Annotated in this window: 14 protein-coding genes, 1 other RNA gene and 2 pseudogenes; 15 read left to right on the top strand and 2 right to left on the bottom strand. The window is 51.8% G+C overall.

Annotation, left to right across the window (positions count from 1 at the left end; genetic code table 11):
* Positions 1-128: 128 nt before the first annotated feature.
* Positions 129-389, top strand: a pseudogene (locus ETC02_RS14780) (GNAT family N-acetyltransferase); the annotation flags it as partial.
* A gap of 49 nt (positions 390-438) precedes the next feature.
* Here the strand turns inward: ETC02_RS14780 and ETC02_RS18135 are convergent.
* Together ETC02_RS18135 and ETC02_RS14775 are read right to left on the bottom strand one after the other, a co-directional pair.
* Entirely contained in the window at positions 439-573 is a 135-nt protein-coding gene (locus ETC02_RS18135; RefSeq protein ID WP_255407743.1) for a hypothetical protein, read from the bottom strand.
* A 6-nt stretch (positions 574-579) separates the two neighbouring features.
* Entirely contained in the window at positions 580-828 is a 249-nt protein-coding gene (locus tag ETC02_RS14775; protein ID WP_013145420.1) for a hypothetical protein, read from the bottom strand.
* Positions 829-1,086: 258 nt separating this feature from the next.
* On the opposite strand from ETC02_RS14775, the gene ETC02_RS14770 reads away from it, so the two are divergent.
* The 14 genes and pseudogenes from ETC02_RS14770 to ETC02_RS14705 all read left to right on the top strand — a co-directional run bounded on the left by ETC02_RS14770 (position 1,087) and on the right by ETC02_RS14705 (position 14,586).
* The gene (locus ETC02_RS14770) at positions 1,087-1,713 is read left to right on the top strand and encodes a TetR/AcrR family transcriptional regulator (protein ID WP_033012215.1); all 627 of its coding nucleotides are present in this window, start codon (positions 1,087-1,089) and stop codon (positions 1,711-1,713) included.
* A gap of 137 nt (positions 1,714-1,850) precedes the next feature.
* Positions 1,851-2,993, top strand: coding sequence for an acyl-CoA dehydrogenase (locus tag ETC02_RS14765; RefSeq protein WP_044743976.1), 1,143 nt, complete (start codon positions 1,851-1,853; stop codon positions 2,991-2,993).
* A gap of 59 nt (positions 2,994-3,052) precedes the next feature.
* The gene (locus ETC02_RS14760) at positions 3,053-4,687 is read left to right on the top strand and encodes an AMP-binding protein (RefSeq protein WP_021322261.1); all 1,635 of its coding nucleotides are present in this window, start codon (positions 3,053-3,055) and stop codon (positions 4,685-4,687) included.
* A gap of 64 nt (positions 4,688-4,751) precedes the next feature.
* Positions 4,752-6,104, top strand: a complete 1,353-nt coding sequence (gene accC, locus ETC02_RS14755) for an acetyl-CoA carboxylase biotin carboxylase subunit (protein WP_171698390.1) — start codon at positions 4,752-4,754, stop codon at positions 6,102-6,104.
* 26 nt (positions 6,105-6,130) lie between these two features.
* Positions 6,131-6,343, top strand: coding sequence for an acetyl-CoA carboxylase biotin carboxyl carrier protein subunit (locus ETC02_RS14750; protein WP_011231095.1), 213 nt, complete (start codon positions 6,131-6,133; stop codon positions 6,341-6,343).
* Positions 6,344-6,359: 16 nt separating this feature from the next.
* On the top strand, positions 6,360-7,253 hold the full coding sequence (locus ETC02_RS14745; RefSeq protein WP_013145415.1) for a hydroxymethylglutaryl-CoA lyase: 894 nt from the start codon (positions 6,360-6,362) through the stop codon (positions 7,251-7,253).
* Between the two features lie 19 nt (positions 7,254-7,272).
* A complete protein-coding gene (locus ETC02_RS14740; protein ID WP_171698389.1) occupies positions 7,273-8,055 on the top strand; it encodes an enoyl-CoA hydratase in 783 nt (260 codons plus the stop codon).
* A 170-nt stretch (positions 8,056-8,225) separates the two neighbouring features.
* The gene (locus tag ETC02_RS14735) at positions 8,226-9,779 is read left to right on the top strand and encodes an acyl-CoA carboxylase subunit beta (protein ID WP_171698388.1); all 1,554 of its coding nucleotides are present in this window, start codon (positions 8,226-8,228) and stop codon (positions 9,777-9,779) included.
* A 63-nt stretch (positions 9,780-9,842) separates the two neighbouring features.
* A non-coding RNA gene (gene ssrS, locus ETC02_RS14730) (6S RNA) lies at positions 9,843-10,032 on the top strand.
* 201 nt (positions 10,033-10,233) lie between these two features.
* On the top strand, positions 10,234-10,674 hold the full coding sequence (locus ETC02_RS14725) for a MarR family winged helix-turn-helix transcriptional regulator (RefSeq protein WP_050368658.1): 441 nt from the start codon (positions 10,234-10,236) through the stop codon (positions 10,672-10,674).
* Positions 10,675-10,677: 3 nt separating this feature from the next.
* Positions 10,678-11,316, top strand: a complete 639-nt coding sequence (locus tag ETC02_RS14720; protein ID WP_014195721.1) for an HlyD family secretion protein — start codon at positions 10,678-10,680, stop codon at positions 11,314-11,316.
* Positions 11,317-11,326: 10 nt separating this feature from the next.
* On the top strand, positions 11,327-13,039 hold the full coding sequence (locus ETC02_RS14715) for a DHA2 family efflux MFS transporter permease subunit (protein WP_171698387.1): 1,713 nt from the start codon (positions 11,327-11,329) through the stop codon (positions 13,037-13,039).
* A 244-nt stretch (positions 13,040-13,283) separates the two neighbouring features.
* Positions 13,284-13,946 (top strand): annotated as a pseudogene (locus ETC02_RS14710) (insertion element protein); the annotation flags it as partial.
* Between the two features lie 190 nt (positions 13,947-14,136).
* The gene (locus ETC02_RS14705) at positions 14,137-14,586 is read left to right on the top strand and encodes a hypothetical protein (RefSeq protein WP_025039205.1); all 450 of its coding nucleotides are present in this window, start codon (positions 14,137-14,139) and stop codon (positions 14,584-14,586) included.
* The last annotated feature ends 406 nt before the right edge of the window (positions 14,587-14,992 follow it).

Below are 14,992 nucleotides of genomic sequence, written 5' to 3'. Positions count from 1 at the left end.
TCAATACAAACCGAATCGGGAAATCTTTCATCATATCACCTACTTGATGAAGAATCGTCAACGTCGTTTTCCCTTATCGTATCAACGGTTTGCGACCATTGTAAAGATGTTTTGTCACGGATTCAGGGTACTACATTGAACAAGACGGCCGAATGGTGGCCGCCGCATCGACGTCAGCGGAAAACTCATTGTCGGCGATGATCGTCGGCGTCTGCACGGATCAGGAGCATCGAGGGAAAGGGTATGCGAGCGCCATCGTGGCGAAGCTCGTTTGCGATTTGCTCGCTGAAGGGAAGATGCCGTGCTTGTTTTACGACAATCCAGACGCCGGCCGCATTTACCATCGCCTTGGTTTTCGCGATATCGGATTGTGGGCGATGTACCGTTAGAAGGGCGGAAGTCCCGCCAGCTTGCTTGTGTACAAAAGCAGGCTGGCGGTTATTGTCCGTCTGCGCCGTTGGGCGTGACGCGGCGAATGTGCTCGCCGCCGCGCTCTTGCATCGCTTTTGCCTTGTCGTTGACGAGCTGTTTTTGGTCTACGATGGAAGAAGGTGTTTGTTTTTTGTTCGCCATATCGAATCACCTCAATGGAGACGATTTAGCGCGCTGAATGAACATGTCCGCATCTTCGATCAGCCCGCAGACGCCGCATTGGACGCGGTAGCTCGGGCCGCGGTATGGGAGATGGAACGGTTCGAGCGCTTCGTTTGTGTATTCGTGCTCGATGTCGCCGGTGTGCGGATCGAGCTTGACCGCACGCGGGTGCTGCTCAATGAGATGAAACCGCGTCCGGTTCGTTTTGCAGTTTGGGCATAGCATCGGTTCCAATGGAAGCCACCTCCGGTTTTTATCTTTTGGAAAAACGGCCGTGGTTATGTATAGGTCATCTGTTTTGTTTCAGTTCGTGCGGCTAGGGGATAGGGCTCGCGCAGCCGATCGGACGATGTGCGGCGAAAGACGCCTCCATTTTTCGGGCGCCGGAACGATTTTTGTTGACAATGGCTGCAACTGTCGAGTATCTTAATAAACAAGAAGAAGATTTTGCTTTTTTCGAAATGTTTTACAGTTCAGGCGAAGGAGACTGTTATGGCAGAGAAACCGCTTCGAGACCGCATTATCGACACCGCTCTTCATTTGTTTGAGAAATATGGCTACCATGGCGTGACGGTCGACCGCATCGTTGCCGAAAGCGACACATCCAAAGGCGGTTTTTACCATAATTTTAAATCCAAAGATGAGCTTTTGTATCATATCCATGACGTCTTTATCACGTATGCGCTGACGAAGGCGCAGGAAGCGTATGAAAGCTGTTCGACGCCGACCGAGCGCTTGTACGCCATCGTGCAGTCGTTTGTCAAAGTGTTTCATTTATATAAACCACACATCACCGTGTTTTACCAGGAAAGCACGTACTTAAAACCGGAATACGCTGAACCGATCAATGAAAAGCGCGAAGAGTTCAAGCAAATCATTTTTCGAGTCATTCGCGAGGGGATTGAAGCCGGGGAATTTCGTCCGGAGCTGTCGGTGGAGATTACTGGCATGTCCATTATCGGCATGGTCAACTGGACATACAAATGGTACAATCCGGACGGTCCGCTGTCCATTGAGGAGATCGCGGCGTATTTTGCCGATTTCATTTTGCATGCGGTGCTTCGCAACCCGGCCAGTCCGGCGGCAGCCCCGTTTTTATGGCGGCCGGCCGCCGAATAAGTTGTTGATCGTATACAGACCAACTAGTCGGTTTCGGAAACGCTTCAAAAAATCAAAACCGTTTACACTCGTTTCCTTACTGAAACCGACTAGTCGGTTCAAATGATAGAACATTTTCTATGGGGGAGAGGGAGAACATGGATTTTTCATTGACGAAAGAACAACAAATGATTAAAGAAATGGTTCGCGACTTTGCTGAGAAGGAAATTGCCCCATACGCGGCGAAATGGGATGAAGAGGCGCATTTTCCGCTGGATGTCTTCCGCAAAATGGGCGAGTTGGGGCTATTGGGTTTGCCGTTTCCGGAAGAATACGGCGGCGCTGGAGGCGATACGATTTCGTACGCCATCGCCGTTGAGGAAATCGGCCGCGCCTGCGGCGGCACCGGGTTGAGCTATGCGGCCGCTGTGTCGCTCGGAGCGAGCCCGATTTACTACTTCGGGACGGAAGAACAGAAGCAAAAATGGCTTGTGCCGATGGCCAAAGGCGAGACGCTTGGCGCTTTTGGGCTCACGGAGCCGAACGCCGGATCGGACGCCGGCGGCACGCGCACGACCGCGGTGCTGGACGGCGATGAGTATGTCATCAACGGCGAAAAATGTTGGATCACAAACGCCCAATACGCGCGGCAAGTCATTGTCACAGCTGTGACGGGCAAAGATGCGCGCGGCAAAAACATCATCACCGCTCTCATCGTGCCAACCGACTCCCCAGGATTTACGATTCGTTCGAATTACGACAAAATGGGCGTGCGCGCGTCCAATACGTGCGAGCTTGTCTTTGAGAACGTCCGCGTGCCGAAAGAAAACGTCTTAGGCGACCCGCAAAAAGGGTTTAAACAGTTTTTGTACACGCTTGATGGCGGGCGCATCTCGATCGCCGCGCTGGCGGTCGGCATTGCGCAAGCGGCGTTTGAGAAAGCGCTTCAATACGCAAAAGAGCGCGTCCAGTTCGGTCAGTCGATTTCCAAGTTTCAAGCCATTCAATTTAAACTGGCTGATATGGCGATGGAAATTGAGCTTGCCCGCAACATGGTGTACAAAGCAGCCTGGCTGAAGGATCAAGGGAAACCGTTTACAAAAGAAGCATCGTTCGCCAAGCTGTTCGCCTCGGAAATGGGGTTTCGCGTCTGCAACCAGGCGATCCAAATCCATGGCGGCTACGGCTATATGAAAGAATACGGAGTCGAACGCCACTTGCGCGACGTCAAGCTCATGGAAATCGGCGAAGGCACATCGGAAATCCAGCGTCTCGTCATCGCCCGCCAACTGGGATGCTAAAAGCGGAAATGCCTGCATATCCATAACAATGAATTCGGACAAAGGGGAGGAGACGGTCGATGCTGACGGTGACGATCGGGAAGTTATTGGAGGAGCGCGCTAGGCAATACGCGGATCATGAAGCGGTCGTGTACGCCGACCGCGGCTTGCGTCTGACGTATCGGCAGTTTAACGACTATTGCCGCCTCGTTGCGCGCGGGTTGATGCGGCTTGGCATCGAAAAAGGGGAGCATGTCGCCATTTGGGCGACGAACGTTCCGGAATGGATCGCCTGCCAATTTGCGACCGGCAAAATGGGAGCCGTCCTCGTGACGGTCAATACGAACTACCGCGCGGCGGAGCTTGAGTATTTGCTTCGGCAGTCCGACTCGACAACACTGTTTTTGATCGAGCAATACCGCGATTCGTCATACATCGATATTTTGTACGAAATCGTTCCCGAGTTGCGCACATCAGCGCCCGGACAGCTGCAATCGAAACGGCTGCCGAAGCTGAAAAACGTGGTCTTTCTTGGCGACAAACGGTACCCGGGCATGTTCACTTGGAACGACATTTTGGCGATGGCGCATGACGTGACGGAAGAAGAGCTCGATGCGCAGATGGAAAGCCTTGATCCGCACGATGTGATCAACATGCAATACACGTCCGGGACGACTGGATTCCCGAAAGGGGTGATGTTGACGCATTACAACATCGTCAACAACGCCCACCAAGTGGCGCAATGCATGGGACTTGGCGAAGGCGATCGATTGTGCATTCCGGTGCCGTTTTTCCATTGTTTCGGCTGCGTCATGAGCACGCTTGCATGCGTGACGGTCGGGGCGACGATGGTGCCTGTGCAGGAGTTTCATCCGAAGCGGGTGCTGGAGACGGTCGAGGCGGAGCGGTGCACGGCGCTTCACGGCGTGCCGACGATGTTCATCGCCGAGCTCAACGACCCGGATTTTGCCAAATACGATTTGTCATCGCTGCGCACGGGCATTATGGCTGGCTCCCCTTGCCCGGTCGAAGTGATGAAGGCGGTCATCGAGAAAATGGGGATGAAAGACATTACCATCGCCTACGGGCAGACCGAAGCGTCCCCAGTCATCACGCAAACGCGCACCGACGATCCGCTTGAGCTGCGTGTCGAAACGGTTGGCCGCGCCTTGCCGGGCGTCGAGGTGAAAATCGTCGAGCCGGGAACGAACAAGGAAGTGCCGCCCGGTGTGCAAGGGGAGCTGTGCACGCGCGGCTATCATGTCATGAAAGGATATTACAACAATTCGGAAGCGACGCGCGAAGCGATCGATGAAGACGGCTGGCTCCATACCGGCGACTTGGCGGTGATGGATGAAAACGGTTACTTCCGCATCACCGGCCGTCTGAAAGATATGATCATCCGCGGCGGCGAAAACATTTATCCGCGTGAAATCGAAGAGTTTTTATACAAACATCCGAAAATTTTGGACGTCCAAGTCGTTGGCGTGCCGGATGAAGTATACGGGGAAGAAGTGATGGCGTGGATCATCTTAAAAGACGGCGAAACGGCGACGGCTGAGGAGATTCGCGAGTTTTGCCGCGGCCACATTTCCCGTCATAAAATCCCGCGCTACATTGAGTTTACTGATTCGTACCCGATGACGGCGTCCGGGAAAATCCAAAAATTTAAACTGCGGGAAATGGCGAAACAGCGCCTCGGCTTGACGACGTAAACCGCCGTGCCGGGCGGTTTCGTCCGCCCGGCGGCATTCTCAGTTTTCGTGAAAGGGTGAGACGATGTTTTCGAAAGTATTGATTGCCAACCGCGGCGAAATCGCCGTCCGCATCATCCGCACGTGCCAAAAGCTCGGCATCCGGACCGTCGCCGTCTATTCCGAAGCGGATGCGGATTCGCTCCACGTCTCGCTCGCGGATGAGGCGTATTTGATTGGCAAGCCGCGCGTCGCGGAAAGCTATTTAAATATCGAAAAAATCATAGAGGTTGCCAAAACGGCGAAAGCGGAGGCGATCCATCCCGGCTACGGGCTGTTGTCGGAAAATCCAGCGTTTGCCCGCCGCTGCGAGGAAGAAGGAATCGTCTTCATCGGTCCGAAGGCGGACGTCATCGCGGCGATGGGCAGCAAAATCGAAGCGCGGCGGACGATGGAACAAGCCGGCGTGCCGATCGTCCCAGGCGTCTCCTTTGCGCTTGATGGCGCCGATGAGGCGGCCAAAGCGGCGGCTTCGATTGGGTATCCAGTCATGCTGAAGGCGTCAGCCGGCGGCGGCGGCATCGGCATGCATATCGCTCGCGATGAAGCTGAGCTGCGCCAAGCGTTTGAAGGGAGCCAAAAACGGGCCGCTTCGTTTTTCGGCGACGGGACGATGTACATTGAAAAATATATTGAACGCCCGCGCCATATTGAAATTCAGCTTCTTGCCGACCAAAATGGCAACTGTGTTTACTTATGGGAGCGTGAATGTTCGATCCAACGCCGCCACCAAAAAGTGGTCGAAGAGGCGCCGTCGCCGTTTTTGGATGAAGAGACGCGGCGGAAGATGGGGGAGGCGGCGGTGCGGGCTGCGCGTTACATCGGTTATGCAAATGCCGGTACCATTGAATTTCTCGTCGATGAACAGAAAAATTTTTATTTTCTTGAGATGAACACTCGGCTGCAAGTCGAGCACCCGGTGACAGAAGAAATCACCGGCATCGACATCGTCGAAGAGCAGCTGCGCATCGCCGCGGGCGAGCCGCTCCGCTATAAACAAGAAGAGATTCGCCGCGACGGTCACGCCATTGAAGTGCGCATTTATGCCGAAGATCCGAACACGTTTTACCCGTCGCCCGGCCGCATTACGGTGTTTTCCGCCCCACAAGGCGAATGGATTCGTCATGAAACGGCGGTTCAAAGCGGCATCACGGTCACGCCATTTTATGATCCGATGATCGCGAAATTGATCGCCAAAGGGCCGGATCGGCAAACGGCGATTGAACGCTTGCTCGAAGCGCTTCGAGACTATCGCGTTGAAGGGATTAAAACGAACATTCCGCTGCTTGAGGCCGTGTTGTCCCATCCGGCGTTTCAAGCGGGGGATACGACGACCGATTTCCTTTCGAAACATTGGAAACCAATAAAAACGAAATGAAGCAGAAATGAATGGGGGAAGAAACGATGAATCAAATAACCGCAACGATGGCAGGAAGTGTATGGAAAATTGTCGTCGCCGTCGGTGACCGTGTGGAAGAAGGGCAAGATGTCGTCATTTTGGAATCGATGAAAATGGAGATTCCGATTGCCGCGGAAACGTCTGGCGTCGTGAAGCACATCCACGTGCAGGAAGGAGATTTCGTGAACGAAGGCGACGTGCTTGTCGAGATTGAGTAAAAAGGGGGAGCAAAGCATGAGCCGATGGCCGGCGAAGGTGACGATCAAAGAAGTCGGCCCGCGCGACGGCCTGCAAAACGAAGCAACGCCGATCGCGACCGCCGATAAAATCGCTTGGATCAACCTATTGTCAGAAACGGGGCTGTCGTACATTGAGGTGACTTCCTTCGTCCATCCGAAATGGATTCCGCAGCTTGCGGACGCCGTTGAAGTGGCAGCGGGCATTCGCCGAAAAGCCGGCGTCACGTATGCGGCGCTCGTCCCCAACGAAAAGGGGCTTGAGCGGGCGCTTGGCGCCGGGGTCGATGAAGTGGGCGTCTTCATGTCAGCGAGCGAAACGCACAACCAAAAAAATATTAACAAAACGATCGCTGCCACATTTCCGGTGCTGGAAGCGGTCGTGAAAACGGCAAAACAAGCAGGAAAAACGGTGCGCGGCTACGTTTCCACCGTCTTTGGCTGCCCGTATGAAGGGCCTGTCGCCGTCGATCAAGTGCTGATGGTGGCGGACCGGTTGTTGGCGATGGGGGTTGACGAACTGTCGCTTGGCGATACGATTGGCGTCGCGACGCCCAAGCAAGTCGAAGAGGTGCTCGCAATCGTGCTCCGCCGTTTTCCGGCTGATCGGATCGCGATGCATTTCCATGACACGAGAGGGACGGCGCTGGCCAATATTTTAGTGTCAATGGAAATGGGGATTACGACGTTTGACAGCTCGCTCGGCGGCCTCGGCGGCTGTCCATACGCTCCCGGAGCGTCGGGAAACGTCGCCACCGATGATTTAGTATATATGCTTCACGGCATGGGGATTGAAACCGGCATCGATGTCGAGCAGCTGACGAAAGCGGCTTTGTTTATCCGCGATAAAATCGGTCGCCCGCTTCCGAGCCGCTATTTGCAAACGGTTTGATCATAAGGGGGGAGAAAACGTGAGCACACTTGTATCGTTTGAAACACAAGAAAACGGCATCGCCATTGTGACATTAAACCGTCCGGAAGCGGCCAATGCGCTTTCAAGAGCGCTTCTTTTCGAGCTTGGCGCGCTCTTTCAGGAGATCAAATTTCGCAAAGACGTGCGCGTTGTCATGTTGACCGGGGCAGGAGACAAGGTGTTTTGCGCCGGCGCTGATTTGAAAGAGCGGGCGGGGATGAATGAAACGGAAGTGCGGCAGGCCGTCGCCTTAATCAGCAAAACGATCAATGAGGTCGAGAAAGTGCCGCAGCCGGTCATCGCCGTTTTAAACGGCTCGGCGTTTGGCGGCGGGTTGGAGCTTGCCTTGGCTTGCGACATTCGGTTTGCTGCCGACGATATTCAGCTTGGGTTGACGGAAACGTCGCTTGGCATCATTCCGGGAGCGGGGGGGACGCAGCGGCTGCCGCGCCTTGTCGGCATCGGAAAAGCGAAAGAATTGATTTTTGCCGCAAAGCGCATCACCGCCAAAGAGGCCGAGCGAATCGGCCTTGTCGAATACGCGGTGCCGCGCTCCGAGCTGATGGAGCGTGCGCTTTGTCTCGCGCAACAAATCGCTGACAATGCGCCGATAGCCGTCCGTCAGGCGAAACGGGCGATCCAAAGCGTATTCAACGTTGATTTGGAGACCGGTCTTGCCATTGAGCAGCTCGCCTATGAGGCGACCATTCCGACGAAAGACCGGTTGGAAGGATTGCAGGCGTTTAAAGAAAAGCGGAAGCCGGTGTACAAAGGCGAGTAAGCCCGTTTGGACAAGGAGGGGGCGGTTTGGAAGGAGGAAGCCGCACAGAGCGCTTGCGCCGCATCGGCCTTTTCACAGCGATAAATAAAACACGGCATCCAACCTTGCTCCAGCCGAACAAGCGGGATGGAACAGCAAGATCCATCAAAACAAGGAGGGGAAACAAAGAGATGAAGGAAACAGCCAATCAACAAGACACGCTCGCAGCGGAGCTGGAGAAAAGAGCGGCGGAAATCAAGAAAGGCGGGGCGCCAAAATATCATGAAAAAAACGCCGCCCAAGGGAAATTGTTTGTTCGCGAGCGGCTGAACTTGCTGCTTGATAACGGTTTGGAAGTGGAAGACGGATTGTTTGCCAACTGTTTGGCGGGCGATTTGCCGGCTGATGGAGTTGTGACCGGCATCGGCAAAATCAATGGCCGCACCGTCTGCGTGATGGCGAACGATTCGACCGTCAAAGCTGGCTCGTGGGGAGCGCGCACCGTCGAAAAAATCATCCGCATTCAAGAGACAGCGGAAAAACTGCGCTGCCCGATCATTTATTTGGTGGACTCGGCCGGCGCACGCATTACGGACCAAATCGAAATGTTTCCCGGCCGGCGCGGGGCAGGGCGCATTTTTTACAATGAGGTGAAGCTGTCCGGCAAAGTGCCGCAAGTGTGCCTGTTGTTTGGTCCATCAGCAGCCGGCGGCGCTTATATTCCGGCGTTTTGCGATATCGTCATCATGGTCGAAGGCAATGCCTCGATGTACTTAGGCTCGCCGCGCATGGCGGAAATGGTGATTGGGGAAAAAGTGACGCTCGAAGAGATGGGCGGCGCCCGCATGCATTGCACCGTCTCCGGCTGCGGCGACGTGCTCGTGAAAACCGAAGAAGAAGCGATTGCCTATGCACGCCGTTATTTGTCGTATTTTCCGTCCAATTACAGCGAAAAGCCGCCGGTGGTCGAGGCGAAGCCGCCGAAATCGTTTGACAAAACGATCGAGGACATTTTGCCGGAAAACCAAAATGCGCCGTTCAACATGTATGATTTGATTGAGCGGATCATTGACGAAGGATCGTTTTGTGAAATCAAAAAACTGTTTGCGCCAGAAATCATTACGGGACTGGCGCGCCTTGCCGGCCAGCCGATCGGCATCATCGCCAACCAGCCGCGCGTCAAAGGCGGTGTCTTGTTCCACGATTCGGCTGATAAAGCGGCGAAATTCATCACGCTTTGCGACGCGTTCCATATCCCGCTTCTGTTTTTGGCCGACGTCCCTGGCTTTATGATCGGCACGAAGGTCGAGCGGGCCGGCATCATCCGCCATGGGGCGAAAATGATCGCCGCCATGGCGGAAGCCACCGTACCGAAGATCTCGGTCATCGTCCGCAAAGCGTACGGCGCCGGGTTGTATGCCATGGCCGGCCCGGCGTTTGAACCAGATTGCTGCTTGGCGCTTCCGAACGCGCAAATCGCCGTCATGGGGCCGGAAGCGGCCGTCAACGCCGTCTACGCCAACAAAATTGCCGAGCTGCCTCCAGAAGAGCGTGCGGCATTTGTCGAACAAAAACGCGAGGAATACCGGCGCGACATCGATATTTATCGGCTCGCTTCCGAATTGGTCGTTGACGGAATTGTCGCGCCGAACGACTTGCGCGACGAACTCATCCGGCGGTTTGCCGCGTATATGTCCAAATATATGGTCTTTTCCGAGCGGAAACACGGGGTGTATCCGGTTTGAAAAAACTGGATAAACGTCCCCCTTGTCAAACGAAGAAAGATTGTGTATGATAATAATCACCAATCCGCTGCTGCGTTGTGCGTTGTAGAATGAAGTTTCAACCGATGGCAATCAAAAGGGAGTTCTACATTGAAGCGGGAATGTCATGCCTCAATATTCGTGATGGAGGACGGCAGGAACGCTTCTGCGAACACCCACCTGGTGGAGCGTGGTTGAGAAACTGCATTCAGCCAACGGCAACAGCGGCGCGGATTCACGAATGAGGAGTTGGCAAAAGAGTCCAACTGGATGCAAAACATCCGGTTGGACTCTTTTTCGTTGCGTATGTTTTCTCAAAAAGACATGAAACAATATAGTTGATTTTCCCTGTTTTCATGTTATAATCATATTTCGTGCAGGAATAATTCGTATTGAAACTATTCCAACAAGAAAGATGAGGCAAGGAGGGGGATGAATGGAAGGGATCAGCCGGGACATCATGTACGCTGTCTTCCGGACGCAAAAGGCGCTTTATCGCCTCATCCGCGAGGACGCCGCCCGCGTCGGGGTGACAGAGGTGCAGCTGATCGTCTTATATACGCTGCTGAAAAAAGAGCATATTCGCCTGAATGACTTGGCGGAAAAATTAAACTTAAGCAACAGCAATGTCAGCGGCACGGTTGACCGGCTCGTCGGCGCCGGCCTTGTTGTCCGAGAGCCGTCGAAGCAAGATCGGCGCGCGGTCATTTTGAGTTTGACGGAAAAAGGAAAAGAGACGGTGTTGGAAGCGTTTGGCGAGCAGTCGGTGCTGCGCCGGCGGGTTGGCCGCATTCAAGAACTCGTCTCTCCAGAGGAGATTGAACAGTTTTTGCATCTTCATGAAAAAATTAAAGCGATTTTACTCGGGGAGGAATAGACGGTGAACGTGAAACGATTGGTTGCGCTGAACATCATTGTGCTCATTTTGCTTGTCGGTGGAGGCTTTGCCGCCTACTACTATGTGAATGAAGCAACGAACTACATTAAAACGGACAACGCCCGCATCGACGGCCAGGTCATCTCCGTCGCTGCGCCGCTGTCCGGGAAGCTGACATCCTGGCGGGGCGACACGGGAAAAACCTTCTCAGCTGGGGAAGAAATCGGCGAGGTGTTTGACGGCAAAACAACGATTCCGGTGACAGTGCCGCATCGGATGACGATCGTGCAGCAAAACGCAGTCAAGGACTCGTTTGTCGCCGCGGGGATGCCGCTGGCCCGCGGGTTTGATTTGAACGATTTGTGGGTGACGGCGAATATTGAAGAGACGGATATTGAAGACGTGAAAATCGGGCAAGACGTCGATATTTATGTCGATGCGTATCCGGATCGCAAATTCAGCGGCAAAGTCGAAAAAATCGGCAACGCGACAGCGAATACGTTCAGCCTGTTGCCAAGTTCCAATGCGACCGGCAACTACACGAAAGTGACCCAAGTCATCCCGGTGACGATTTCCATTGACAACTACAGCGGAGCCGGACTTGTGCCGGGCATGAACGTCACCGTCCGCATCCATAAGTAGGTGATGGGACATGACAACATTTGTCATTGGTTATATTGTGTTTGCCGTTTTGGTCTTGGCGGCGGTCAACATCGCGCTGCGCCGCCGCAAACCGGCTTCAGCCGCAGGGAAGGCGGCAGATGAAGCGGCGGAAGCCAACGCTCAACCGTTAGCGGAAACGAAAGCAGAGCCGTCGACAGGAACGGATGGGCGTCCGGCCGCTCCAGCCGGGCAAGGCGGCCTCGGGGATATCGGCAGCCGCGGAAAAGTTGTGGCGACGGTCATGCTGGGCGCGTTTGTCGCCATTTTGAATCAAACGTTGATCAACGTCGCCTTGCCGCATATGATGCAAGATTTCAACGTGGAAACGTCGACGATTCAATGGCTCGTGACCGGCTATATGCTCGTCAACGGGGTGCTCATCCCGATCAGCCCGTTTTTAATCGCCAAGTTTCCAGCGAAACGGTTGTTTTTATCGGGCATGTCGTTTTTCGCCATCGGCGCGTTTGTCTGCTCGATCGCTCCGTCGTTTGCCGTCATGCTCACGGGGCGGTTGACACAAGCGGTCGGGGCCGGCATTATTATGCAGCTGATGATGGTCATTATGTTGTCGATTTTCCCGCCGGAACGCCGCGGGGTGGCCATGGGAACGGTCGGAATCGCCATGATGTTTGCGCCGGCGGTCGGGCCGACGCTGTCTGGCTGGATCGTTGAACATTATACATGGCGGCTGTTGTTTTACGTCGTGTTGCCGATCGCGATTTTAGACATTGTGCTCGCCTCCGTCTGGCTGAAACATACGCCGCGTAAAGGCAATCCAGTGCTGGACGTGCAAGGGGCGGTCTACTCCACGATCGGGTTTGGCGGCGTTCTGTATGGCTTCAGCGAGGCCGGAAGCAAAGGATGGGGCGAGACGGAAGTGGTTGTTTCGCTTGTCATCGGCGCCTTGTTCCTCATCATGTTCACATGGCGTTCGCTGCGCTCGGAGCATCCGGTGCTCAATTTCCGTGTGTTCCGCTACCCAGTGTTTACGTTGGCGACCGTCATCGGTTCGGTCATTAACATGGCGATGTTTGCCGCCATGGTCTTGCTTCCGGTGTATTTGCAAAACTTGCGCGGCTTTACGCCGCTCGATGCCGGTTTGCTGTTGCTACCGGGAGCGATTGTCATGGCGATCATGTCGCCGATTTCCGGCTGGGTGTTTGACCGCATCGGCGCGCGGGCGCTGGCGATCGTCGGCTTGATCATCACCGCGGTCACGACGTGGGAATTCAGCAAGCTGACGATGGATACACCGTACAGCCAGTTAATTTGGCTTTATATTTTCCGCATGTTCGGCATGTCGATGCTCGGAATGCCGATTATGACGGAAGGATTGAACGCCTTGCCGCGCCATTTGTACAGCCACGGCACGGCGATGTCCAATACGATCCGCCAAGTGGCCGCTTCGCTCGGAACGGCGTTCTTGGTGACGATCATGTCCAACCGGGCCAAATTCCATGCGGACATGTACCGAAATGAGATGACGGAAAACAATCCGTTTTTCATGAGCCTTGTCGGCCAGCTGAAGCAGGCGATTCCGAGCGATGAAGCGGTGGTGCAGCTGCTGTATGGGCTCGTGCAGCAGAGATCGACTGTCGAAGGGATTAACGACGCCTTTTTCGTCGCCACCGGCTTGACGGTATTGGCGTTAATGATGGCGTTTTTCTTAAAGGGAAAAAAGCATAAATCGCCATCAGCGTAAACAAAGGAAGCGGCGCAGAAGCCTAACGGGTTCGGTTGTTGAGTACAAAATTAAAAAAAGTAATACAAAAGGGAGTCCAATTCGCATATGAAATGGACTCCCTTTTGTTTCTTGATATATCAATGTTTTATTTAATTTATGACCATTAATCGCATTATAATTAGCATCTTAATTAGCAAGTGACTGCTGACCAACAGACAGTATTCCAAATATGTGTTAAAATTGATGCTAATTGGACATAAATTCATTGATGACTTCCCTTTATCGTGTATTTGCCAAAGAAATTCGCTTATCTGATGCCCACCATTTTCTTTGTCAAACGGATAAAACAAAATCTCGGAAACAAGCTCGTGAGGAATTTGTTCAAGCAAGAGTGGATTTAATCAACTGGGGAATTAACTCTGGTTATGATACAAAGTCTTTGCGAAAATTGGCTTTTCTAAAACTGGAAGAATTATTTCATACACACCAATTTCATAAAAAAGTCATTTCAGATGGCAGCAGTCATTATGAATACGCTGATAATCCGATTGAACATCCGCTTGCGACAATTGACAGAGGATTTCGATGGGTTGATTGTACAACCAATCTTTCATCATTCGAACCGAAGGACATTGCCAATCTTGTTTTAAATGTGAATGACAACGCCACGAATACCTTTATCCAGCACATTCGAAGACGGCTATCTATTTTAGAAAGACCATTGACAACAGCTCGTGGTGACGGAAAAAGCTATATCTATTCAAACTTTAACCCAAAGTATGCTCAAATGGCTCTTACCATACTTCGGACTTACTACAATTTTTGTTTAGCATACAAAACAAAAGAGACAGTAGGAACACCTGCTCAACGATTAGGCATTGCAAAAAAACGATTTGATTTAAAAGAAATAATTTATATGCAATAACCATAATTGAAAGGGATTTGATATTTTATAAGACCAAATCACCATACGATTTGGTTTTTTATTTTTGTTGAAATATCAATATTTTTTGACGAAATCCTTTTTAAGGATTTTAGTATTTTATGTTAAACTAAATATATAGATTACTTAGAAAATTAGCAAAGGGAAAATTAACCCACGAGGAGGGAAGTGTATGAAAAAGTTTTTAATTCCATTATTAGTATTAATTGTGTTAGGCATTGGTGGTTATTTTGTTATTGGACTATTTAGTGCTAAACCACCTTTACCAACCATAACTGTTGGAGAAAAAAAGGTAGAAGTGACACAAGGTTCGTATTGTTGGAATGGATTACTTAATTCTGTTTGTGCTGATACAAGTTCTCCGCCAGAACTCATTAAAAATCAAGAACTAAAACCTGTGGTTGTACCACCAAATTCCCAATTGAAAATAGAATTCAAAGACGAGCCTAAAGAAAATACATTAGTAGTAAATAGATGGCTTACAAATATAAAAACAGAAAATGTTCCAATAAATGATAATGTGATACTATTACCAAAAGAAAAAGGTGTTTATGTGTATGATGTTTCAGCAAGATGGGAAAAGGGAGATTCAAGTTATGCCTTTGTAATTGAAGTACGGTAGTAACCTTTTAGTAACAGTCTTGATTTAACAAGTCAATATAATTTTAGTTTAAAACGCTTGGAATAAACCCAAGCGTTTTAATGTGCTTTTTACCTTGTTAAATTTAGTTCGAATTTTGTGCTAATTACGCTGTTATTTGTACTGTTTTTTTTGATTTTGTACTTCTGAACCGAACCCGTTAGCAGAAGCCGCTTCTTTTTTTGTTTTATCTTAATTAGGCGAGAAGACTCCCACTTCAACGAAGCGAAGCGGAGTAAGTGGGAGATGAATCGCCTTAACTCAGGCGTGTTGATTATCCAATAAAATCCAAAGGGTATAGAAAAAAGAGCACCTTTCCTGTAGAATGTGAGTAGCGACACAAACAAACCCAGGAGGTGCTCTCTATGAACAAGCATACCACACTCCC

The organism is Geobacillus sp. DSP4a, from assembly GCF_013096875.1.
Taxonomy (GTDB): Bacteria; Bacillota; Bacilli; order Bacillales; family Anoxybacillaceae; genus Geobacillus; species Geobacillus thermophilus.
This window is presented reverse-complemented; position numbering and strand designations above follow the sequence as displayed.

Excerpts from the sequence above, each read along its gene's own strand:
- ETC02_RS18135 (WP_255407743.1), bottom strand. The coding sequence starts at position 573 with ATGGCGAACAAAAAACAAACACCTTCTTCCATCGTAGACCAAAAACAG.
- ETC02_RS14770 (WP_033012215.1), top strand. The coding sequence starts at position 1,087 with ATGGCAGAGAAACCGCTTCGAGACCGCATTATCGACACCGCTCTTCAT.
- ETC02_RS14765 (WP_044743976.1), top strand. The coding sequence starts at position 1,851 with ATGGATTTTTCATTGACGAAAGAACAACAAATGATTAAAGAAATGGTT.
- ETC02_RS14760 (WP_021322261.1), top strand. The coding sequence starts at position 3,053 with ATGCTGACGGTGACGATCGGGAAGTTATTGGAGGAGCGCGCTAGGCAA.
- accC (WP_171698390.1), top strand. The coding sequence starts at position 4,752 with ATGTTTTCGAAAGTATTGATTGCCAACCGCGGCGAAATCGCCGTCCGC.
- ETC02_RS14750 (WP_011231095.1), top strand. The coding sequence starts at position 6,131 with ATGAATCAAATAACCGCAACGATGGCAGGAAGTGTATGGAAAATTGTC.
- ETC02_RS14745 (WP_013145415.1), top strand. The coding sequence starts at position 6,360 with ATGAGCCGATGGCCGGCGAAGGTGACGATCAAAGAAGTCGGCCCGCGC.
- ETC02_RS14735 (WP_171698388.1), top strand. The coding sequence starts at position 8,226 with ATGAAGGAAACAGCCAATCAACAAGACACGCTCGCAGCGGAGCTGGAG.
- ETC02_RS14725 (WP_050368658.1), top strand. The coding sequence starts at position 10,234 with ATGGAAGGGATCAGCCGGGACATCATGTACGCTGTCTTCCGGACGCAA.
- ETC02_RS14715 (WP_171698387.1), top strand. The coding sequence starts at position 11,327 with ATGACAACATTTGTCATTGGTTATATTGTGTTTGCCGTTTTGGTCTTG.
- ETC02_RS14705 (WP_025039205.1), top strand. The coding sequence starts at position 14,137 with ATGAAAAAGTTTTTAATTCCATTATTAGTATTAATTGTGTTAGGCATT.